A 20,322-nucleotide genomic window follows, 5' to 3' on the forward strand; every position below is an offset into this window, starting at 1 on the left:
CCAGGCTGTGTAAATAGCTGTGCACTACCAATACTTTGCCGTGGATAACTATGTGGGTAAGTGAGCAAAGTTGGTGGATAAGTATTTAAATGCGAAGGAAATAAGCGCAGAAAAGTAATTTAGGTTGTGGAGAAAACTTTTTTCGCCTATCTCACTATTTGATGCAAGTAAAAAGCCCTCCGTTTTACCGGAGGGCTTTAAGAGTAATTACTTAATTACTTATCTGAGACCACATTTATTGGCACATTTGCCACAACCTGAGACTCAAGTGCAATCTTGACTGTGTACTTGCCAACCTTTTTAATGTGCTTATCCATCTTGATCTTATGACGATCAATCGTCTCACTAGTTGCACTCTTAATTGCTGCAACTATTGCTTTGTCGGTAACTGAACCAAACATAGATCCACTTGCGCCAACCTTTACCTTGACAATCACATTAGCTTTTTCAAGCTTAGTTTTGATCTCTTTGGCATGATCTAGATCTCGGATCTCACGTGTTGTGCGAGCGCGCTTGATTCCTTCAATCTGACCTTCCCCACCTTTGGTCCACATAATTGCAGAGCCTCTAGCTAATAGAAAATTGCGGCCGTAACCATCTTTAACAGTTACAACATCTCCTGCGCCACCAAGACCTGAAACTTCACGAGTAAGGATTAATTTCATTTTATTTTTCTCCTTATCGCGCGGTTGAGGTGTAAGGCAGAAGCGCCATTTCGCGGCTATTTTTAACCGCAGCAGCTACTGCTCGTTGGTGTTGGGTGCATGCCCCAGTAATACGTCGAGAACGAATCTTGCCTCGATCGGTAATGTATTTGCGAAGTGTGGCAATATCTTTGTAATCAATATATGTCACTTTGTCGCGGCAAAAAGAGCATGGCTTCTTTTTGAATTTCTTCATCGCAGCAGCGGCTGCTGCTGACTTTGACTGCTTAGCTTTTTCTCTAAGCGTTTTATTACTTCTTGCTCCCACTGTGGTGCTCCTTAAGTTAGGGCCCTGTTATTTAAAACAGGAATGGTTTGTTTTGGATTTAAAAGGGTGGAGTGTCATCACTTGGTGTCGTTGACCAACCGCCGCCTACTGGGGCTGCTGACCAAGGATCATCAGTTGACGCACTTGGGGTGTTGCCAGCTGCTGCGTTGTAAGTATTGCTGTTGCCAGCAGCTCTCACAGTTTTTGTAACCTTAGCTGTTGCATTGCGAAGTGAAGGTCCAACCTCATCAACTTCAACCTCAAACACAGTGCGCTTTTCACCCTCTTTAGTTTCATAAGAGCGTTGCTTTAATCGTCCGGAGACAATCACGCGCATGCCTTTAGTTAGTGACTCAGCTACATTCTCTGCAGCTTGTCGCCAAATTTGGCATTGTAAAAAGAGGCTATCGCCATCTTTCCACTCGTTTGTGGTCTTATCTAAGTAACGTGGTGTTGATGCCACAGTAAATTTTGCAACTGCTGCTCCACTAGGTGTGAAGCGCAACTCTGGATCATTAACCAAATTACCGATCATGGTTAGGTTGGTATCGCCTGCTGCCATTTTTATTTCTCCCTTATCTGCGTTAGATGCTTGTTGGTTATTTTGTGGGGATTACTCTGGACGAACAACTTTAGTTCTAAGCACTGACTCATTTAAATTAAGTTGACGATCCAACTCTTTAACTGGTGCAGGCTCAGATTGCATATCGATAACTGCGTAAATACCTTCGCCCTTTTTATTTATTTCAAAGGACATCCGGCGCTTACCCCAGATATCTAACTTGTTTACTTTTCCGCCGCCTTCTTTAATGATCTTAAGATAAGTCTCAAGACTTGGGGCAACGGTCTTCTCTTCTAAATCAGGATCTAAAATGACCATGAGTTCATAGCGACGCATTTGTTAAACCACCTCTGGACTAAAGCGGCCACGGAATTTCCGCGGCAGGTGTTGAGGCTAAGGGTAGCCAAAGGGGTAAAAAGAGGGAAATTAATCTTTTCTGGCTGTGGAGGGGGCAGATAAATCCCGCATTAATCGATAGGTAAAAATGCTCACCCCTAAAACCCGCAGCAAAGATGCAATTGCATAAGCACCTGCTGGTAATCCAAATTGTGCATCTGAAACTAACGCTAAGTACTGCCAGATTGCCAGATGATAAATAAATTCACACCCCTGCCAAAACCAAAATGCAATTAGCTGCCCGCTTTTTTGTAAAGCAATTACTGCAAGCGGTGTTAACCACAAAACATACTGTGGTGAGTAAACCTTACTAAGAGTTGTAAAAATGACCACTGCAAATAATGCAACCGCTGCCAAGTTCGGCAAGTAAGCAAGCTTAAGTAGATAGTAGGCAAGGAGTGCAAAGAGAATCAGTGAGATGAGTGGGTAAAGTAAATCAAGATTTGATACCTTAATATCTAAGAGTGATAGCCCATACCAAATAGAGCCAAAATCCTCCCCTCGCTCTAGATTTAATTTAAAAAATCGCCACCAGCCATCAAAATAGATAATTGCAATAGGAATGTTTATTGCTGCCCAAAAACTAAAGGTGGTGAGTAAATAGCGTAAGAGATGTTTTAACTGACCACTTCTATAAAAAATAATTGCAACGGGGAGTAATAAAACAATTGGAAAGAATTTAGTTGCAATAGAGATACCTAACCAGATCCCACTTTGTTTATACTTTTTCTTATCAAAGTAGTAAATAGCAGCAAGAGTGGTGACTACCGCCCAAATGTCCCAATTAATAAATAGCGAGGCGATTACTGCAGGTGCTAGTGGAAATATGTATTGATACGTAGGAGCTATTTTTCTAACTATAAATGCTGATAGAAAAAACAGCGCAATGATTATTACAGCATTAATATCAAAAAAGAATCGATGTGAGTTAGTTCCTGGTGTAATAAATGAGATTAGCCAATTACCTAAACCAATTACTGGTGGATACTCAAATGAATTTGTCGCTGAAAGATAGGGGAAAGTATTGGTATCTAAGCCCCGCTCTGAGAAGAGCGCTGGGATATCGGTATAACAAGCGTGCACATAATTATCAGGGGAAGCCCAATTATTTAGGCGACAGTGATTAAATTTTAAGAATGAGAGAGTTGAGGATAAAAGTAATACTCCAAGAAATGATCTACTTACCAATTTGGTAAGCAAGATTTACCGCTTTTTCTTAGGTGAAGGTGATGGGGATGGAGGGATTAAGGCGGGATCCATTTGTGGAACTGAATTTATAAAGTTAATTGACTCTGTACCACCAATATTTGCAGGGGCAGGAAACTCTTGTACCGGTGCTTTCTTTAAATACCCTTTTACAAACTCCGCCCAAATTCTGGCTGGGAAGGATCCACCAGTTACTGAAGTTAGTCCGCCAATTCCATTTAAAGATTGGGTGGCATCATCTCGATAGAAGGCAACTGAGGCTGCAACCTCTGGTGTGTAGCCATTAAACCAAGCCGATGCGTTGTCATTTGAAGTTCCAGTTTTTCCAGCGGTTGGACGAGCAACTCTTGAGCCAACAACAGCTGCAGTTCCAGATGTAGTTACTTTACTTAACGCGTAAGTTAAATCTGCCATTACATCTTTTCTAAAAACCTCTTGAGCTTGAATTCTTCCTTGATACAAGATTCCTTTATTAGGTCCTTGAACTTCATTAATAATAAATGGTTTTGCATAAACACCCTGTGCTGCAAAGGTGGCATAAGCATTTGCTAAATCAATTACATGTGGGCTGGCAGCTCCTAAAGAAACTGAAGGGGATGCAATCATTTCTACTGAATCTGGAATTCCAGCACGACGAGCAACATCAACAACTTTTTCTAAGCCAGCTTTCATGCCAAGTGGAACATAAATAGTGTTTACAGATTTTTCAGTGGCGGTAAGTAGAGACATATTGCCCCAACTTTCACTGCCATAGTTATTAACTTGGTATGCCCGGCCAATGCCATCGTCATAAACCTTTGGTGAATCACCATTCCACACTGAAGTTAATGGAATTCCTTCTTCAAGGGCAGCTACTAATGTGAAGGCCTTAAATGAAGAACCACCTGATGTAATGCCTTGGGTAGCTGCGTTAAATTGATACTTCAAGTAATCCTGACCGCCATACATTGCCAAGATCTCACCGGTACCAGGTTTAATTGCAACTAATCCAATATGTAAATTCTCTGGTGCTTTAGTTGGTGCTTCTTTGTTAACGGCTGCAACTGCTGCCTCTTGTGCCTCCTTTACCAATGTAGTTTTGATTATGTAGCCACCAATCATCAACTGCTCATCGGTAAAACCAAGTTGATTTAGCTCTCGCTCAACCCAGGAAATCACATATCCCTTTGGTCCTGCTAATGCCCCAGATGTAACTCTTGGATTAATTATTGGAAACTTTAATTTCTCCGCTTTTTCTTTTTCTAGCCAACCAGCCTCTACCATGCCATCAATTACATATTTAAATCTTTTTTCTAATCTAGGTGAATTCTCTTTTTTAAATCCTGGGTCATATAGACCTGGACTTCTTAAAATACTAGCTAACACTGCAGATTGTGCAGTTGTTAACTTATCTACGGTAGTTCCGAAATAAACTTGTGAGGCAGTCTGTACGCCATATGAGCCGCGACCAAAGTAAATAGTGTTTAAGTAATTTTCTAGAATCTCATCCTTGGTGAATTGATTTTCTAACTTTATTGCAATCACTAGTTCTTTTACTTTTCGCTGAATTGATCGCTCTGGTGTTAAAAATGCCGTCTTGGCATATTGCTGCGTGATTGTTGAACCACCTTGTAATGAGCCACCTCTTAAGTTATTCCAAACTGCTCTAGCGATACCGATTGGGCTAACTGCTCGATTTGAATAAAAGTTTCTATCCTCTGCAGCCATTACTGCATTTCTTACCTGTACTGGAATTTCAGCAAGTGTTACAACTGTTCTATTCTCAGAACCAATTCGACCAATCTCCGTGCCATCTGCATATTGAATAATTGTGGCTTGGCTATTTACATAAGCATTTGGATCTGGAATTGAAACTGTGAAGTAGGCAAAACCAAAGAGAAATATTCCGCCAACAACTGCGTAGCCGGCGGCTAAAAAACCTAGCCTAGGTAGTTTTTCTACAAGATTGCTCACGCGGCAAGATTACCCGTTAATCATCATCTAATAAGGTGTGCACCTTCCGTGGTGGCTTTCGATATATTCCATCTCCCAATAAAAAGGATTCCACTAGGTGATTCCAGTGGCAATCGGTACAGATCTCCACAACGTAGACGCGAAATTCACCGTACTCACTTTGCATTTGGTTTAACTCATCTTGATTCTTAATTCGACCTGAGTATTGGCCGAGTTGATCACCGAAGGCATAGCGCAAATCAACAATCTTAAATTTCTTGCAAACTGGGCAAGGCCGTTTGGTTAACTCACCATGATATTTAGCAGCTCTTCTTAAGTAAGGATCAGCATCACATGCATCCATGGCGCTGGCCGAGCCTTGAAAGAGTGCAATTAGGGTGCGCCGTTTACTCAATGAGTAATCAATGGATGATCGCATCGTGGCTAACATAAGATCCAAGGTTAATCCTAAATTAATTACTACGCTTACCCTTATGGGGATTTGGCCAGTTGGCAAAGGCTCAAGATTAAATCGGATTCTGACAATCCGTTGGAGCGGTCAGTTAACCGATGGCTTATTTCAATCAGCCTTAGCTAGCTTTGTTTTGTTCTCACCTGAGCGAGCGCCTAATGCAGTCTCTGCTGCGCTGGCATTCTCTGTTGTATTACTACCTTATTCATTAATTGGTCCCTATGTTGGCACATTCCTAGATCGTTTTTCACGTCAGCGGATCATTAGAAATTGTAATTATGTAAGAGCGGTAAATCTATTAATAATTGCTTGGTTAATTAACAACAGCTCAACCGGAATTATTCTTACATTATTTGTTCTATTTGCATTTGGGGTTAATCGATTAATTTTATCTGGGCTTTCTGCTGGCCTGCCTTTACTAGTTAAGAAAGAGGAGTTAATCGCAGCAAATGCGTTAGCGGTAACTGGTGGCACGATCTGGGTGGTTATTGGTGGTGGCATAGGAATTGCAATTAAAAATCTCTTAAGTAAAAGTGTTGACGCAGATTATGCTGATGCGGTCGTAGTTTTAGTCGCTGCAATGGGATTTTTAATCGCAGCCCTTGCTTGCTTTAGATTAAAAAAATATGAAATTGGGCCAAGTGAGCATGAGACTTCCCGTGAAGTGCGAGGTTATAAAGAGGTATTAGAAGGTGTGACAATTTTGCGATCTCACCCAGACGCACTTCGCGGCATAGTTGCTGTTGGTATTCAACGTGGTGGTATTACCGCTTTGACTTTAATGGCGTTGCTGTTGGAACGAAACTCTTTTAATGACCCACAAGATCCAGATGCTGGTCTTGCTGGCTTTGGTATGGCACTTGCGATTGCTGGAATTGGCATTGGACTTGGCGCAATTATTTCACCATATGGTGTTTTAAAATTTGGCCGCCATAGGTGGATGCGATTGTTAATGTTTTTGTGTATTCCGCCATTAATCGTTTATGCAACCCAAGTAAATGAAATAACTATGATTGGTAGTGCTTTCTTAGTTGGACTTTGTGGCCAGGGAATTAAAGTTACAAATGATGCGCTGGTGCAATCAAAAATTAATGATGATTACCGGGGAAGAGTTTTTGCCTTTTATGATGTTGCAGTAAATGCTGGAATTGTAATTGGTGCAATTGGCGCTGCCCTGCTGCTGCCAGATAATGGTGTGACCGCTACTTTGCCAATTGTGATTGCATTGTTTTATCTATTTGGCGCTGCTGTATTAATGCGAAAAGCTACTTTTGCTCCTTCCACCAAGTAAGTAAAGCTTGTTTAGCTTTTTCCTCACCGAGCGGTCCGTGTTCTAGTCGAAGTTCAAGCAAGAAGTCATAAGCCTTCCCAACGGTAGGAGATGGCTTAATTTCTAATATCTCCATGATTTGTTCACCGGACAAGTCTGGACGAATCTTATTTAACTCCTCTTGCTGCATTAGCAATTGGATTCGCTCCTCTAATTCATCATAAGTTCTAGCTAATCCTTCTGCCTTCTTCTTATTTCTAGTTGTGCAATCTGCTCTAGTTAATAAGTGAAGGTGGGTTAATAACTCACCTGCATCTCTGACGTAGCGGCGAACTGCTGAATCAGTCCATTCACCTGAGCCATAACCATGAAAGCGAAGATGAAGAAATACCAGTTGGGATACGTCATTGATTATGTGATTATCAAAGCGTAATTTTTTCATTCGCTCTTTACTCATTCGAGCGCCAACTACCTCATGGTGGTGGAAAGAAACACCGCCATCGGCAATTAGCTGCTTTGTTTTTGGTTTACCAATGTCATGTAAAAGAGCTGCAAGGCGCAGCGTTAAATTTGCGCCACCTAAACGATCCTCCAACGCAATCGCTTGTTCGAGCACTGTTAAAGAGTGCTCATACACATCTTTGTGATGGTGGTGTTCATCTATTTCCAGTTTTAACTTTGGCACCTCAGGCAGGAAATAATCAGCTAATCCAGTTTCAACTAATAATGTAATGCCAAGCCGTGGGGATGAACTCATCATTATTTTTATGAACTCATCTCGAATTCGCTCAGCTGAAATTATCTCAAGCCTTGCAGCCATATTTTTTATCGCAACCAAAACGGATTGATCCACCTCAAAGTTAAGTTGGCTCATAAATCTTGCAGCCCGCATCATTCGAAGTGGATCATCACTAAATGAATCCTCAGGCTTTCCAGGTGTTTTAATAATCTTTTTTTGCAGATCTAATACACCATTAAATAGATCTATAAAGGTTGGTTCATCAGTTGTCAGCTCAAGTGCCATAGCATTTATTGTGAAATCTCTTCTTGCTAAATCAGCTTCAATACTTTTACCAAACTCAACATCTGGCTTGCGAGAGGCCGGATCATAACTTTCACTTCGATAAGTTGTGATCTCAACAGTTATTTCATCTTTTTTGCCAGCGACTGTGCCAAAGGCTGCGCCAATATCCCAAACAGAATCAGCCCATTTATTTAAAATCTTTTCACTATCTTTTGGATGCGCGTCAGTTGTGAAATCTAAATCATTTCCTAATCTGCCTAAGATCGCATCCCTTACCGGACCACCAACGAGAGCTAATTTAAATCCAGCAATTTTAAATAGTTTTGCTAACTCTGAGGCGGCTGGTGCCTGCTTAGTAAGAGTTGTAATCGCAAGTTGGGCAGCTGCATCAATTGGTGTTTTCACGGTGGTACTAGGTTAGAGCAGGCAGGCTTGCCATTGAGTGGGCAATACCCAAGGGGCTCAAGGATTGAGGCGGTATCCTTGCGATATGACCCCAGCAGATAATGCGGGTGGCAATCAGGATTTAAGCAGTGCTCGTAAGGGTGCGCAAAATAGTGGTTCTGGTAAGCCCGCTAAAAAACATAATTCAGCAAACCGCAAAAACAATAAAGGTAATCAGGGTGGAAAAAACACACCCAGAGCTAAATATGCCAAGCGAGTTGATGAGGTAAGTGCGGGTGGATTAGTTGTTGATAAAACTGGCACAAAGGGCTTATTAATTGGCAGATTAGATCCAAAGGACGCCTCGCATGAAAGATTACTTTGGTCGCTACCAAAAGGACATATTGAATCTGGTGAATCACCGGAGGAAGCTGCAATTCGTGAGGTGGCAGAGGAAACTGGAATCAAAAGTGAGATCACAAGATCTTTAGGTGTTATTGATTTTTGGTTTATGGCAAGTGGTAAAAGAATTCACAAAACTGTTCACCATTTCTTATTTACTGAAGTTGGCGGCAAATTAGCGCCACAAGTTACAGAGGTTGATGATGTTGCCTGGTTTCCAATTGATGAGATTGTAAGCAAGCTTGCCTACCCCGATGAACGAAAGTTAATTGCAAAATCAGGAAAATTAACACCGTGAGAAAAGTTTTAACCCTTCTCACGCTCTTACTTCTTTCAAATACTTTTCTAACCACTCCAGCACAAGCAGTTCAAGAGATAGTAATTACTGAGCCAACCCATCGCCTATCTGATGGTGTCTTCTTTGATGATGAGTTAGCTGCCAAACTTGCTCCCACTGGCGAGTTGGGCTTACTTGTTTACTCACCAAATAGAGGTGTTAGAAGTTGGCTGATTGATCCAGCCACAATCTCAGAAATTGTGGCCATGAGTAATGGTTATGTAATTGCAGATGGCTGGGAAATCAAAGATGCCCAAGTTAGCGGGCAAGATGTTGCTAAAGCATGGCTTACACAATTTTTAAGAGTGTCTAGGTTTGAAAAAATATCAGTGCTAACTTATGGAAATCCATCTCGGTACTGGGTTGATCAGCTTCTTGAAAATGAAATTACATATATAAATGCCAGCGGCAAGATCTCATTAGAGGGCGTGCTTGGCAAAGCCACTACCCAAAGTGCTTTTCAAAATGGTGAAAAACAAGGTTTAAGTAAACAAAATATCAACTTTCTAAAGTATGCCCAGCGACAAATTGAATTATTTAGCACCCTTGTTGACCAAAAAGAATTGCTGAGTTACCAATTACGTATTAGCCAACTATTAAATCCAGATATTGAAAAGAACGAGCTGCAAGATCTGATTGAAGATTTAGATAAATCAATTACTGGGCTACGCAACAAATTGAAAATTACTAAAACTAAATTTACGATCACCTCATCAAAAGAGGAGTTGCCAATTACCTTGGTAAATAATTTTGAATCACCAATTAATCTAAAGCTAAGCATCAGGGCAGTAAATAGTAAGGTGGTGGTAACTCCGGTTGAACAGATCAAAATTGAAGGAAATTCAAAACAACAAGTTTTGTTGCCGATTGAAGTATTAGCTACAGGTCAATCATCACTACTGGCCCAATTAACTAACTTGGACAATAAGCCGGTTGGTTATCCGGTAAACATTAATCTGAAACTTTCAGTAATTAGCCCAGTTGCCACCTGGATTACCTCAGCGGCTGCGGTACTTTTATTTGTCGCAGCATTAATTCAAAGTCTTCGAAGAGTTAGGAGGCGCAAGTAATGTCAGATAGTCAATTGTTTAAAACCTCTTCAATTATGGCCTTAGGCACGATTGCATCTCGTGTTACTGGATTGATCCGAAATTTAATGTTGGCAGCCCTACTTGGCACTGCAATTCTTGGTGATACCTACAACGTGGCAAACACAATGCCTAATATTTTATATAACTTACTAATTGGTGGCGCACTTACCGCGGTTTTTGTCCCACAAATTGTTAGATCCTTAAGGGATAGTGATCAAGGTTCAGCTTTTATATCTAGACTATTCACCGTAACTGTTACATTTTTATTTGCGCTCACGGCCCTCGGTATTTTGTTGGCACCTAAACTTGTAAATATCTACGCACCTGAATACGCAGGCTCTAAAGAGTTTGATGTAACTGTAACTTTGATGCGTTATTGCTTGCCGCAGATATTTTTCTTAGGTTTATTTGCATTATTAGGGCAAATTGCTAATGCTAAAGATCGATTTGGCCCAATGATGTGGGCTCCAGTTGTAAATAATTTAATGGCAATTGCACTCTTTTATTTCTTATTAGTCAGCCGGAATGACATCTCCCTTGCAAATATCTCAAGTGAAGATCTGCTTTGGTTAGGGCTAGGAACTACCGCCGGTTACTTAGCGCAAGCTTTTGTTTTGTTTCCAGTTGTTATCAAATCTGGCGTTAAACTCTCATTTAGATTTGATTGGGCAAACTCACAAATTATTAAATCATTTAAGTTAGCTGGTTGGAGCTTTGCCTACGCAATGATCTCTCAGCTTTCTTATCTGGTGACAATTAACATTGCTACCTCGGCTGCAGTTAAATCAGCAGCAGATGGGATAACAACCGGTGTTGGTTACACCCCATATGCCAATGCTTATCTGATTTTGATTCTGCCCCATTCAATTATTACTGTTTCAATAGTGACTGCGTTATTACCTAAGTTATCTAATTTAGTCATTGATAAAAAGTACAAAGATGTCTCAGACTCTATGTCGTTAACTATGCGGTTGATGGGGATCTTTATTATCCCGGCCGCTGTACTGTTTCTATTTTTTGGTGAAGTAATCGCAAAAGTTTTATATTTTGGAATTCCAGTCGATGATGCCAATTATTTAGGGCTTACTTTGTCCGCATTTGCACTTGGATTAATCCCGGTAAGTATTAATCTAGTTCTCCTTCGTGGTTTAAATGCATTTGAGAACTTAAAATCTCAAGTCATTGGTAATTTAATAATGAATGTAATCTCAGTTGTTTTATCACTTATTGCAGCTGTATATCTAGAGCCAAAATGGGTAACGGTTGGACTTGCTGCAATCTTCACTGTGCACTACTTCATTGGCGCAGGTATCTCATTCCTTTTGATTAAAAAACATGGTGTGCAAATACCGGTTTTAAGCTTAGCCGCTTTTTATCTTAAGTTAATTTTTATATTTGTGGTGGCAGTCCTGCCGGTGTGGTTCTTTAGGTACTCCACCCCGGGCGGGAATTTAATTTACCTTTTACTTGTTTTATCTACATCAGCCATTATCTATCTGTTGCTGCTTAAGGCTTTGAAAATAACCGAGGTCACAACCTTAATAAAAGTAATTAAGGGTAGAAGGGAATAGGCTGGTTCTATGAGTGATGTTAGTGAAGTAGTCATTGTGGGCTCAGGTCCAGCCGGTTACACCGCAGCTATTTATGCAGCTCGTGCTCAATTAAAGCCAATTATTTATGAAGGTTCAGTTACCGCAGGTGGTGCGTTAATGAACACCACTGAAGTTGAAAATTTTCCAGGGTTTGCAACAGGTGTTATGGGGCCAGAGTTAATGGAGTCCATGCGCAAGCAGGTAGAACGCTTTGACGCCAAAATTATTACTGATGACATTGTTTCTATGAAATTAAATGGTGAAATAAAAGAGCTAACGGACGGTTCTGGAAATACCGTTAAAGCGAAATCAGTTATTTTGGCAATGGGATCTGCTTATAAAGAGATTGGTTTACCGAATGAAAAAAGATTATCTGGTCGAGGTGTTTCTTGGTGTGCAACCTGTGATGGGTTTTTCTTTAGGGATCAAGTAATTGCTGTTGTTGGTGGCGGAGACTCTGCAATGGAGGAGGCAAACTTCTTAACTAAGTTTGCTAGCAAGGTTGTTTTGATTCACCGTCGTGATTCCTTCAGAGCTTCAAAAATTATGATTGATCGAGCTAGTGCTAACCCAAAGATTGAATTTTTATTTAACCATGAGGTTATCGATGTATTAGGTGAAGAAAAAGTTGTTGGTTTGAAATTAAAAAATACGCTTACTGGGGAAGAAAGTGTTAAGGACTTCACTGGTTTATTTGTTGCTATTGGTCATCTACCCAGAAGTGAGTTGGTAGTTGGGCAAGTTGAGTTAAATTCTGATGGTTATGTGCAGGTTGAGGGCAGAAGTACTAAAACAAAGATCCCGGGAGTATTCGCCTGTGGTGATTTAGTAGATTTCACCTATCGACAAGCGATTACCGCAGCTGGCTCAGGCTGTCAGGCAGCCTTGGATGCTGAGCGCTTTTTAGCCGGACATTAAGTTTTAAAAGTAAGATAAGCAGATAACTAAAAGGAGAAATCAATGGCAACATCAAAGGTAACTACCGCTGATTTTGAATCAGTTGTATTAAAGAGTGCAACACCAGTATTGGTAGATTTTTGGGCAGAGTGGTGTGGTCCTTGCCGTGCAGTTGGACCAATTTTGGAAGAGATTTCAAATGAATACGGCGATAAGCTAAAAATCGTTAAGTTAAATACTGATGAAGAGGGCTCAATTGCAATGAAATATGGCATTTCTTCAATCCCAACCATGAATGTGTTTGTTGGTGGCGAAGTTGTTAAAACGATTGTGGGCGCCAAGCCAAAGCCAGCATTGCTTAAAGATCTTGAAAGCTATATCAAGTAACTAACGAATAAAGTACTTAAGAATTTATGAGCGATCAACCAAAGTTAGGTGATCGCTCAACTGCAATTGAGTTGATTTCAAATACCTTGCTTCGCCTGGGATTTATTACCGCCCCATCAGATATCTTTGATGAAAAATTAACCCAAGGAATTAAAGCTTTTCAGCAGGAGCGCGGGTTAACTGCAACTGGAGTTATAAATGAAATTACTGCCAGATCTTTAGAGGAAGCAAGATTTAAACTTGGCGATCGAGTTTTATCCTTTAACTTTGCTTCAATTATGCGCGGTGATGATGTTAGTAATTTACAAGATCGATTAATTCAAATGGGATTTAACTGTGGCAAGGTTGATGGCGTATTTGGAGCAAACACAGAACGAGCGGTTAAAGAATTCCAAAAGTCAGTTGGTATCACCTCTGATGGAAAATGTGGGCCGGCAACTTTAATTTCATTAATGCGCCTAGTTAAAACAGTCTCTGGTGGTGCGCCAAATCAACTGCGTGAAAGCGTTAAACACTCAGTTAGATCTCCTGCGTTAGCAAATAAAGTGATTGTGATTGACCCAAGTTGGGGTGGTGAATTTACGGGAGAAAGTGCTAATGGTGTTATTGAATCGGAGATAGTTTTTGATTTAGCACAACGACTTGAAGGGCGTTTAATCGCACTGGGTGTGAATGTGGTTTTAACGAGGAGTGCTAATAACTCACCTCTTGAAATAGATCGAATAAAGGTTGCAAATTCAGTAAATGCAGATTTAGTTATAGCTTTAAAAGTTGATAGTTATAAAAATGAAAATGCTAATGGGGTAGCAACCTACTTTTATGGCCGAGACGATAAAGGTGTTAGATCAGTAGTTGGTGAGCGCTTTGCAAACTTAATTCAACGTGAAATTTGTGCCCGTACTGATTTATTAAATTGCCAAACCCATGCCAAAAGTTGGGATCTGCTTCGATTAACTGTTGCGCCAACTGTAAGAATTGATTTGGGATACCTTTCAAATCCAAAAGATGCTAAACGTTTAGCTACTGCTGCATTTAGAGATCAATTGGCCGAGGCCATGATTGTGGCAATCCAACGGCTTTATTTATCAGCAGAAGATGATGCCAAGACTGGCACCTTGAAAATCTCTGATTTAAGAAGAGCAGGGCTTAGAAACTAGTTTTATCTTGCCTTGCGATATGGCAAACTTGGTTAATGGAATCAGGTAGAAATCTACGTGTAGTTAAATCAGATTCACCTGTTCGCATTCATACTGGTGAGCCAGAGAATTTGCCAGAACGCTTTGCCCACCGCGCAGTTGGTATGAAGGCAAGTGAAATCCGATCACTCTTTGCAGTAGCAAGTAGACCAGAGATTGTTTCCTTAGCTGGTGGCATGCCAAATCTTTCAGCCCTACCAATGGAGATGATGGCATCAGTTACTCAAAAATTAATTTTAGAAAATGGCGCAGAAGCTTTGCAGTATGGAAGTGGTCAAGGGCATCCAAAGCTGCGTGAGCAGATTTGTGACGTGATGGCACTTGAAGGAATTAAGGCGCATCCGGATGATGTAGTTGTTACCACCGGCTCCCAGCAAGCATTGGATTTAATCTCTCGAATTTTTATTGATCCAAACGATGTGGTCTTAGTTGAAGCTCCCTCCTACGTTGGAGCTCTTGGAACTTTTAAACAGTATGAAGCTCAGGTTGTCCATGTAGCAATGGATCAAGATGGCTTGATTCCCTCTGCCTTACTTGATGCGATTAAAACTACAAAAGCAAATGGTAAGAAAATAAAGTTTTTATACCTGATTCCAAATTACCAAAATCCAGCTGGTGTATTACTGCCGGCGGATCGACGCAGTGAGATTTTAGATATTTGCAGAGCGGAAGAAATATTTATTGTTGAAGACAACCCATACGGCTTATTAGGTTTTGATAAACCCTCCCCTAACGCAATGCGGGCTAGTGATTCAGAGAATGTCATATATCTTGGAACCTTTTCAAAAACTATCGCACCAGGCCTTCGAATTGGTTGGGCGCTAGTGCCACAATCTCTAAAAGAGAAGATGGTTATTGCCTCTGAGTCTTCAATTCTTTGTCCATCTAATTTCACCCAGCTTGTGATCTCTAGTTACCTAGCAAATCAACCTTGGCGAGATCAGATTGCCTCCTTTGCCAAGCTGTATAAAGACAGGCGAGATGCAGCTCTTGCGGCATTAGAAAAATACTTCCCAAAGGGTGCTACTTGGACAAAACCAGGTGGTGGTTTTTATATCTGGGTTACCTTGCCGCCAGAAATTGATACTAATGCGCTTGTGCCAAAAGCAATTGCAGCCAAGGTTGCATATGTGCCAGGAACTGCCTTTTACGCAGATGGTTTTGGTTCTTGGTCACTTCGAATCTCATATTGCCATCCAACACCTGAGCGAATAACTGATGGAATTAAATCACTCGCTGGTGTTATCAAAACTGAGATGGAGAGCCGGCAAATTAATTAGTTAGTAATTACCTTGCTGATTCGCTCTAAATCTTCAATTGTTGCAAACTCAATCACAATCTTTCCCTTTTGCTTACCTAGCTCAACATTAACTCTTGTGTCTAGATGATCTGAAAGCTGATCTGAAATCTCTTTTAATTTAGGTGCAATTATCTTTCCGCTGCGGACAGATCCGCTCTTTACCTTCGCTGCCCCAGTAGCCACAATCTCTTCTACTGCCCTGACAGTTAAGCCTTCAGCCACAATTCGATTTGCTAAGTTTTCAATCTCTTTTTCATCAGTTAAAGATAAAAGCGCTCTGGCATGTCCTGCTGAAATCACACCGGCTGCAACCTTTCGTTGCACAGATGGTGGCAGATTTAAAAGGCGCATAGTGTTAGTTATTGCTGGGCGAGACTTACTTAACTTAACCGCTAACTCATCATGGGTATAGGAAAAATCATTTAATAATTGCTGGTACGCCGCACCCTCCTCCAGGGGATTTAATTGGCTGCGGTGAATATTTTCAATTAACGCCTCACGTAGTAATTGATCATCACTTGTTTGTCTAATGATTACTGGAATGCTTTTTAAGCCAGCAAGTTTTGCAGCTCTAAATCTTCTCTCTCCCATAATCAATTGATACTTACCATTTCCAATTGATCTAACAACTGGTGGTTGTAGTAAGCCAACCTCTTTAATGGAAAGTGCTAACTCAGTTAATTGATCTTCATCAAATACGGTTCTTGGTTGTTTTGGATTAGCGCTGATGTTGTTAACATCAATCTCATCTCGGTTTGCTGTTACAACTCCGCTTTGAGTTTTAATCTCAGTTGGCATAACTGAAGTAGGAATTAACGCATCAAGTCCGCGACCTAATCCACCTTTACGAGTACTCATTAAGCGCTTTCGTTTTGAAGATTAATTGGCGCCCCGCCTCTATTTGCAATCTCTCTTGCAACTGACATATATGCAATAGCACCAGGACTTGATGCGTCATATGTCATCACGGTTTGTCCATAGGAAGGTGCCTCTGAAACTCTTACTGCTCTTGGGATTGGAATATTTACTAACTCATTTGGGAAATGTTTTTTTACATTATCTGCAACATCATTTGCCAATCTAGTTCTGCCATCAAACATTGTTAAAACAATTGTGGTTAGTGAGATTCTTGGGTTCAATCTTTTCTGCACTTCACCTAATGTTTGAAGTAATAGAGATAATCCCTCTAATGAGTAGTACTCACATTGAATTGGAACTAAAACCTCATCCGCTGCAGCCAGTGCGTTAATAGTTAATAAACCTAAACTTGGTGGGCAATCAATAAATACATAATCAAATCTTTGGCCAGCATTTTGTTTTGCGGTTAGAAAGGTTTGTAACGCAGCTTGTAATCTAAACTCTCGTGCAACTGTTGGCACAAGTTGTATTTCAGCTCCAGCTAAATCGGCGTTCGCTGCAACCGCTTCTAAATGAGGAAATCCCGCAACCCTTACAACCACTTCACTTATTGGCAGATCATTAATTAAGACATCATAAATTCCACCATTCACACTTCGATCAATCCCAAATGCGGTTGAGGCATTTCCTTGGGGATCTAAATCAATTACTAAAACCTTTAACCCACCCATTGAAAGGGCGGCTGCAATATTTACCGCAGAGGTGGTTTTTCCTACCCCGCCTTTTTGGTTGGCAACGGTGAAGATCCGGGTCTTTAATGGAGCGACCATCGGCTCCTTTAGCCGGCGAACCCCAATGACTGGTTTAACCCCAGAAGTAGCTTCGCTGTTGGTTTCACGTGAAACATCATCTGCCCTCATGGGGCGAAGTTAAGCACCCTTAAGTACTTCAACCACCCTTGCCACAGGCAGATTGGGTAGTGATATTTCATGAAGCTTGGCGGTTGAACCTTTTTTAAGCTTGGTGGCCGCTAACTCCTCAGCCGCACTCTCCCCTTTTATCGCCAGTAGGCACCCACCCTTTGGGATCATGTGCCAGGAGATTTGGATCAGTTTTTCAAGCGGTGCTACCGCCCTGGCGGTGACTACCTCAAATTGCATCTTTACCGCCTCCGCCCTGCCCCGGACCACTTTGATGGGCAGTTCAAGCTCTGCGATCACCTGATTTAGAAAATCCACCCTCCGTTGCAGTGGTTCAATCAGGGTTACCTTTAGATCAGGCCGAGCCAGCGCTATAACAACCCCGGGCAGTCCTGCCCCAGAGCCAATATCTGCTAGCCGCACCCTGTTAGGAATGATGGTGGTGATGGGGATGCAGTTTGCGATGTGGCGCTGCCAGATCCGATCCCCCTCTTTGGGGCCAATTAAGCCATGCTCAATTCCAGTGGTTTTAAGCAGAGTGGCAAAGGCTTGGATCTTGCCCTGGTTTTCGCCAAAGTAGGCCAGTAACTCAGGGGTTGGTTTCACGTGAAACCTTAGGCGGGAAGAACTACCACGCAGCGATCTGGGTCTTCACCCTCAGATTCACTGGTTAGGCCAATCTCTTGAATAGTGTCATGAACAACCTTGCGTTCAAAGGCGTTCATTGGCCGAAGCTTTATCGCCTCACCAGTGGACTTAACCTCTTCGGCGGTCTCTTTAGCTAGTTGAGCTAGCTCGGTCTTTTTATCGCCTCTAAAGTTGTCGATGTCTAGCATTAACCTGCTTCGCTCACCCAGGGAGGTTTGAACCGCTAGCCGGGTTAGCTCCTGAAGAGAATCAAGAACCTCACCTCTTCCGCCAACTAGGTGGGAGAGTTTGCCGCCAGCAATTGCTAGGGCTGCTCGGTCATTTTCAACATCAATATCAATGTCCCCATCAAGATCTGCAATATCAAGTAAGCCTTCTAGGTAATCAGCTGCTACATCCCCCTCTTCTTCAAGTTGGGCGATCAAGCTCTTCTTTTCAACAACCTTTTCACTCTTTACTTCACTCATTATTCCTCCGAAGTGGTATTTATGATGATTTAATAGTTTTTGTACTGGTTTGGGGTGTTTTCCTTAACGATTCTTTTTCTTACGCTTTTTATCTCTCTTTGGTTGAACTCTCTGTCCGGTTTGCTCTGGTTGATCTTCAACAATTGTGGTGCCATCTGCATTATTACTTTTTTCATCAAGTAATCCTTTTGCTGCCTTCTTTTTTTGTAACTCTTCATAGGCAGGAGATCCTGGAGCTGGGTTTCGTTTAATTACGTAGTACTGCTGACCCCATGTCCAAAGATTTGTGGTTGACCAATAAATTAAAACTCCGATTGGAAAGTTAACACCGGTTACAGCAAAAATAATTGGGAATAAGTACAACATAATTTTTTGCTGTTGCAACATCATGTTGTTTGAGGAATCCATCTTTGGCATTCCTTTAACCATCAACTGACGTTGGGTGGTGAAGGTGGTGGCGGACATAAAAATAATTAAGACAATTGCAATCGCTTTGGTGGAGAACTCACTTGATCCTAGGAAGGTGCCAGATAGTGGGGCACCAAAAAAACTAGCTTCTCGAGCAGATATTAAATACTCACCCTTCAACAAACCGCGAGGTTGGTTTTGGCTAATGCTATTTAGTACCCAAAAGAGTGCGAAAAATATTGGCGCTTGGGCAAGGATTGGAAAACAGGAAGCAAAGGGATTTGTTTTATGCTCTTTATAGAGCTTCATCATCTCTTCAGATTGTTTTTGTCGATCATCCTTATACTTCTTTTGGATCGCCTTCATATGTGGTTGCAGAGCAGTTAAGGCACGTTGAGATTTAATCTGTTTAACAAAAAGTGGAATTAAGATAATTCGAATCAAAATAACTAGGGCGATAATCCCAACTACCCATTGCAGATCTGTGTTGTTGGTGAAAGCTAGAAGATCATGGAAGGTTACTAATACCCAAGAAACTGCTGTATATAGGCCGTTTAGAATGGAATCTAACAACTTAATTGCCTCTCTCTAACCACATTAACCGCACTCTTTGATGGGTAGTCCACCCCACCATGTGAAAAGGGGTTACATCTAACAAAGCGATAAACTCCCATTAATAATCCTTTTAAACCAAACTCATTTATCGCTAGCTCGGTATAGGTAGAACAGGATGGGTAGTACTTACAGCGAGGCGCTAAAAGTGGTGAGATATATTTTTGATATAGCTTAATTGGCAGGATCAAAATGAATCTCATAGATCTGCCTTATTGTTTTGGCTTGAAAACTTAAGCAATGCTTTTTCGATTAGTTGATTAACTTCGGTTGAATAATTATTTTGAGATTTTAAAACTCTAACCACAATCATTAGATTCTTCGGTAGTACTTGAATATGGCTTGCAAAATTATGTCGAAGTTTTCTAGTGACAAGGTGTCTGGTTACTGAGCCGCCCACTGAGCGATTAACAATGAAGCCGATTTTTGGTTGATCTGTTTTTGCCAGGTTTGCATACAAAACTAAATTTGGGGAAGAAAAGCGAGCACCTGTTTTGGTGATGAGATTAAAATCTGATCCAGCCCGTAGCCGGTTTGGTTTAGGTAACACGAGTTAGGTTATTTTGTTAGGCAGAGATTTTGGCTCGGCCTTTTGCGCGGCGAGCTGATAAAACACCTCGTCCACCACGTGTGGCCATGCGGGCACGGAAACCATGTTTTTTAGCCCGTTTGCGAACATTGGGCTGGAAGGTGCGCTTCATAAATCTCTCCTAAAATAATTGTTCTTCCCGTTTAAGGGTCACAGCGGTATGGATGGTAAGGGTAGGGGCTGGGGACAAGATGGGTCAAACCGGCCCCAACCACACCTTTGGGGTTTGGATTAATGTGGATAACCACTTGCAATCCTGAGAGATAGCACCTATCTTCGCCCTCTATCCACAGATTTCCCCCTCTATGGCTAGAAATTGAAGTTTAAAGGACAGGTTTAGACCACAGCCTGTGGATAACTTTGTGGGTAACTTTTTAGGGCTTTTGGCCAGGATTAAAGG

The 20,322-nt window shown here is 41.4% G+C and carries 24 protein-coding genes; 8 read left to right on the forward strand and 16 right to left on the reverse strand.

All coding sequences use genetic code 11. From position 1 onward, the window contains the following. Window positions 1–215: 215 nt before the first annotated feature. The 7 genes from rplI to B1s21122_RS06250 form a co-directional block, all read right to left on the reverse strand. Window positions 216–665 carry a 50S ribosomal protein L9 gene (gene rplI / locus B1s21122_RS06220; protein ID WP_095680130.1) on the reverse strand — a complete coding sequence of 150 codons (450 nt, stop codon included), beginning with the start codon at window positions 663–665 and terminating at the stop codon, window positions 216–218. A gap of 13 nt (window positions 666–678) precedes the next feature. Then, window positions 679–900, reverse strand: a complete 222-nt coding sequence (gene rpsR, locus B1s21122_RS06225; protein ID WP_029016794.1) for a 30S ribosomal protein S18 — start codon at window positions 898–900, stop codon at window positions 679–681. Between the two features lie 130 nt (window positions 901–1,030). Continuing rightward, window positions 1,031–1,534 (reverse strand): single-stranded DNA-binding protein, encoded by a 504-nt coding sequence (locus B1s21122_RS06230; RefSeq protein WP_095680129.1) that lies wholly within the window; start codon window positions 1,532–1,534, stop codon window positions 1,031–1,033. 51 nt (window positions 1,535–1,585) lie between these two features. Further along, entirely contained in the window at window positions 1,586–1,870 is a 285-nt protein-coding gene (rpsF, locus tag B1s21122_RS06235; protein ID WP_029016793.1) for a 30S ribosomal protein S6, read from the reverse strand. A 90-nt stretch (window positions 1,871–1,960) separates the two neighbouring features. Continuing rightward, window positions 1,961–3,130 carry a glycosyltransferase family 87 protein gene (locus B1s21122_RS06240; RefSeq protein ID WP_095680128.1) on the reverse strand — a complete coding sequence of 390 codons (1,170 nt, stop codon included), beginning with the start codon at window positions 3,128–3,130 and terminating at the stop codon, window positions 1,961–1,963. Between the two features lie 3 nt (window positions 3,131–3,133). After that, window positions 3,134–5,089 carry a transglycosylase domain-containing protein gene (locus tag B1s21122_RS06245; protein WP_095680127.1) on the reverse strand — a complete coding sequence of 652 codons (1,956 nt, stop codon included), beginning with the start codon at window positions 5,087–5,089 and terminating at the stop codon, window positions 3,134–3,136. 16 nt (window positions 5,090–5,105) lie between these two features. Then, window positions 5,106–5,519, reverse strand: a complete 414-nt coding sequence (locus B1s21122_RS06250) for a DUF5318 family protein (protein WP_095680126.1) — start codon at window positions 5,517–5,519, stop codon at window positions 5,106–5,108. A gap of 43 nt (window positions 5,520–5,562) precedes the next feature. On the opposite strand from B1s21122_RS06250, the gene B1s21122_RS06255 reads away from it, so the two are divergent. Next, entirely contained in the window at window positions 5,563–6,831 is a 1,269-nt protein-coding gene (locus tag B1s21122_RS06255; protein WP_095681218.1) for an MFS transporter, read from the forward strand. Here B1s21122_RS06255 and B1s21122_RS06260 read toward each other — a convergent pair. Continuing rightward, complete coding sequence (locus B1s21122_RS06260; protein ID WP_095680125.1) at window positions 6,806–8,239, reverse strand: CCA tRNA nucleotidyltransferase; 1,434 nt, start codon at window positions 8,237–8,239, stop codon at window positions 6,806–6,808. The genes B1s21122_RS06255 and B1s21122_RS06260 overlap by 26 nt on opposite strands. 85 nt (window positions 8,240–8,324) lie before the next feature. Between B1s21122_RS06260 and B1s21122_RS06265 the strand changes: the two genes are divergently transcribed. Genes B1s21122_RS06265 through B1s21122_RS06295 form a run of 7 tightly spaced genes read left to right on the forward strand, consistent with a single transcriptional unit; the run spans window position 8,325 to window position 15,400 of the window. Continuing rightward, entirely contained in the window at window positions 8,325–8,918 is a 594-nt protein-coding gene (locus B1s21122_RS06265) for an NUDIX hydrolase (protein WP_095680124.1), read from the forward strand. Next, window positions 8,915–10,027 carry a DUF6049 family protein gene (locus B1s21122_RS06270; RefSeq protein ID WP_095680123.1) on the forward strand — a complete coding sequence of 371 codons (1,113 nt, stop codon included), beginning with the start codon at window positions 8,915–8,917 and terminating at the stop codon, window positions 10,025–10,027. Before B1s21122_RS06265 ends, B1s21122_RS06270 begins: the two co-directional genes overlap by 4 nt. Further along, window positions 10,027–11,619 carry a murein biosynthesis integral membrane protein MurJ gene (murJ, locus tag B1s21122_RS06275; RefSeq protein ID WP_095680122.1) on the forward strand — a complete coding sequence of 531 codons (1,593 nt, stop codon included), beginning with the start codon at window positions 10,027–10,029 and terminating at the stop codon, window positions 11,617–11,619. Before B1s21122_RS06270 ends, murJ begins: the two co-directional genes overlap by 1 nt. A gap of 9 nt (window positions 11,620–11,628) precedes the next feature. Beyond that, a complete protein-coding gene (gene trxB, locus B1s21122_RS06280; protein WP_095680121.1) occupies window positions 11,629–12,558 on the forward strand; it encodes a thioredoxin-disulfide reductase in 930 nt (309 codons plus the stop codon). Window positions 12,559–12,600: 42 nt separating this feature from the next. Continuing rightward, a complete protein-coding gene (gene trxA, locus B1s21122_RS06285) occupies window positions 12,601–12,924 on the forward strand; it encodes a thioredoxin (protein ID WP_095680120.1) in 324 nt (107 codons plus the stop codon). Window positions 12,925–12,950: 26 nt separating this feature from the next. Continuing rightward, the gene (locus tag B1s21122_RS06290; RefSeq protein ID WP_095680119.1) at window positions 12,951–14,081 is read left to right on the forward strand and encodes an N-acetylmuramoyl-L-alanine amidase; all 1,131 of its coding nucleotides are present in this window, start codon (window positions 12,951–12,953) and stop codon (window positions 14,079–14,081) included. A 35-nt stretch (window positions 14,082–14,116) separates the two neighbouring features. After that, complete coding sequence (locus B1s21122_RS06295; protein WP_095680118.1) at window positions 14,117–15,400, forward strand: aminotransferase-like domain-containing protein; 1,284 nt, start codon at window positions 14,117–14,119, stop codon at window positions 15,398–15,400. On the opposite strand, the gene B1s21122_RS06300 is transcribed toward B1s21122_RS06295, so the two are convergent. From B1s21122_RS06300 to rpmH, 8 genes are all read right to left on the reverse strand, one after another. Beyond that, on the reverse strand, window positions 15,397–16,278 hold the full coding sequence (locus B1s21122_RS06300; protein WP_095680117.1) for a ParB/RepB/Spo0J family partition protein: 882 nt from the start codon (window positions 16,276–16,278) through the stop codon (window positions 15,397–15,399). The two genes, B1s21122_RS06295 and B1s21122_RS06300, sit on opposite strands and share 4 nt — an antisense overlap. Further along, the gene (locus B1s21122_RS06305; RefSeq protein WP_095680116.1) at window positions 16,278–17,198 is read right to left on the reverse strand and encodes a ParA family protein; all 921 of its coding nucleotides are present in this window, start codon (window positions 17,196–17,198) and stop codon (window positions 16,278–16,280) included. The genes B1s21122_RS06300 and B1s21122_RS06305 overlap by 1 nt, the downstream gene beginning before the upstream one ends. Window positions 17,199–17,207: 9 nt before the next feature. Beyond that, the gene (gene rsmG / locus B1s21122_RS06310) at window positions 17,208–17,804 is read right to left on the reverse strand and encodes a 16S rRNA (guanine(527)-N(7))-methyltransferase RsmG (RefSeq protein ID WP_095680115.1); all 597 of its coding nucleotides are present in this window, start codon (window positions 17,802–17,804) and stop codon (window positions 17,208–17,210) included. Between the two features lie 8 nt (window positions 17,805–17,812). Next, on the reverse strand, window positions 17,813–18,313 hold the full coding sequence (locus tag B1s21122_RS06315) for a Jag family protein (protein ID WP_095680114.1): 501 nt from the start codon (window positions 18,311–18,313) through the stop codon (window positions 17,813–17,815). Between the two features lie 63 nt (window positions 18,314–18,376). Continuing rightward, the gene (yidC, locus tag B1s21122_RS06320; RefSeq protein ID WP_095680113.1) at window positions 18,377–19,294 is read right to left on the reverse strand and encodes a membrane protein insertase YidC; all 918 of its coding nucleotides are present in this window, start codon (window positions 19,292–19,294) and stop codon (window positions 18,377–18,379) included. Continuing rightward, window positions 19,288–19,536, reverse strand: a complete 249-nt coding sequence (yidD, locus tag B1s21122_RS06325; RefSeq protein ID WP_095680112.1) for a membrane protein insertion efficiency factor YidD — start codon at window positions 19,534–19,536, stop codon at window positions 19,288–19,290. Before yidD ends, yidC begins: the two co-directional genes overlap by 7 nt. Continuing rightward, entirely contained in the window at window positions 19,533–19,883 is a 351-nt protein-coding gene (gene rnpA / locus B1s21122_RS06330; protein ID WP_095680111.1) for a ribonuclease P protein component, read from the reverse strand. Before rnpA ends, yidD begins: the two co-directional genes overlap by 4 nt. A 16-nt stretch (window positions 19,884–19,899) precedes the next feature. Further along, the gene (gene rpmH, locus B1s21122_RS06335) at window positions 19,900–20,034 is read right to left on the reverse strand and encodes a 50S ribosomal protein L34 (protein ID WP_009612516.1); all 135 of its coding nucleotides are present in this window, start codon (window positions 20,032–20,034) and stop codon (window positions 19,900–19,902) included. Between the last annotated feature and the right edge of the window lie 288 nt (window positions 20,035–20,322).

The sequence above is a fragment of the Candidatus Nanopelagicus limnes genome (assembly GCF_002287885.2).
Taxonomy (GTDB): Bacteria; Actinomycetota; Actinomycetes; order Nanopelagicales; family Nanopelagicaceae; genus Nanopelagicus; species Nanopelagicus limnae.

What these genes read in the sequence shown, in the direction of transcription:
- rplI (WP_095680130.1), bottom strand. Translation starts at nt 665, where the DNA reads ATGAAATTAATCCTTACTCGTGAAGTTTCAGGTCTTGGTGGCGCAGGA.
- rpsR (WP_029016794.1), bottom strand. Translation starts at nt 900, where the DNA reads ATGAAGAAATTCAAAAAGAAGCCATGCTCTTTTTGCCGCGACAAAGTG.
- B1s21122_RS06230 (WP_095680129.1), bottom strand. Translation starts at nt 1,534, where the DNA reads ATGGCAGCAGGCGATACCAACCTAACCATGATCGGTAATTTGGTTAAT.
- rpsF (WP_029016793.1), bottom strand. Translation starts at nt 1,870, where the DNA reads ATGCGTCGCTATGAACTCATGGTCATTTTAGATCCTGATTTAGAAGAG.
- B1s21122_RS06250 (WP_095680126.1), bottom strand. Translation starts at nt 5,519, where the DNA reads ATGTTAGCCACGATGCGATCATCCATTGATTACTCATTGAGTAAACGG.
- B1s21122_RS06255 (WP_095681218.1), top strand. Translation starts at nt 5,563, where the DNA reads ATGGGGATTTGGCCAGTTGGCAAAGGCTCAAGATTAAATCGGATTCTG.
- B1s21122_RS06265 (WP_095680124.1), top strand. Translation starts at nt 8,325, where the DNA reads ATGACCCCAGCAGATAATGCGGGTGGCAATCAGGATTTAAGCAGTGCT.
- murJ (WP_095680122.1), top strand. Translation starts at nt 10,027, where the DNA reads ATGTCAGATAGTCAATTGTTTAAAACCTCTTCAATTATGGCCTTAGGC.
- trxB (WP_095680121.1), top strand. Translation starts at nt 11,629, where the DNA reads ATGAGTGATGTTAGTGAAGTAGTCATTGTGGGCTCAGGTCCAGCCGGT.
- trxA (WP_095680120.1), top strand. Translation starts at nt 12,601, where the DNA reads ATGGCAACATCAAAGGTAACTACCGCTGATTTTGAATCAGTTGTATTA.
- B1s21122_RS06290 (WP_095680119.1), top strand. Translation starts at nt 12,951, where the DNA reads ATGAGCGATCAACCAAAGTTAGGTGATCGCTCAACTGCAATTGAGTTG.
- B1s21122_RS06295 (WP_095680118.1), top strand. Translation starts at nt 14,117, where the DNA reads ATGGAATCAGGTAGAAATCTACGTGTAGTTAAATCAGATTCACCTGTT.
- B1s21122_RS06300 (WP_095680117.1), bottom strand. Translation starts at nt 16,278, where the DNA reads ATGAGTACTCGTAAAGGTGGATTAGGTCGCGGACTTGATGCGTTAATT.
- B1s21122_RS06305 (WP_095680116.1), bottom strand. Translation starts at nt 17,198, where the DNA reads ATGAGGGCAGATGATGTTTCACGTGAAACCAACAGCGAAGCTACTTCT.
- B1s21122_RS06315 (WP_095680114.1), bottom strand. Translation starts at nt 18,313, where the DNA reads ATGAGTGAAGTAAAGAGTGAAAAGGTTGTTGAAAAGAAGAGCTTGATC.
- yidD (WP_095680112.1), bottom strand. Translation starts at nt 19,536, where the DNA reads ATGAGATTCATTTTGATCCTGCCAATTAAGCTATATCAAAAATATATC.
- rpmH (WP_009612516.1), bottom strand. Translation starts at nt 20,034, where the DNA reads ATGAAGCGCACCTTCCAGCCCAATGTTCGCAAACGGGCTAAAAAACAT.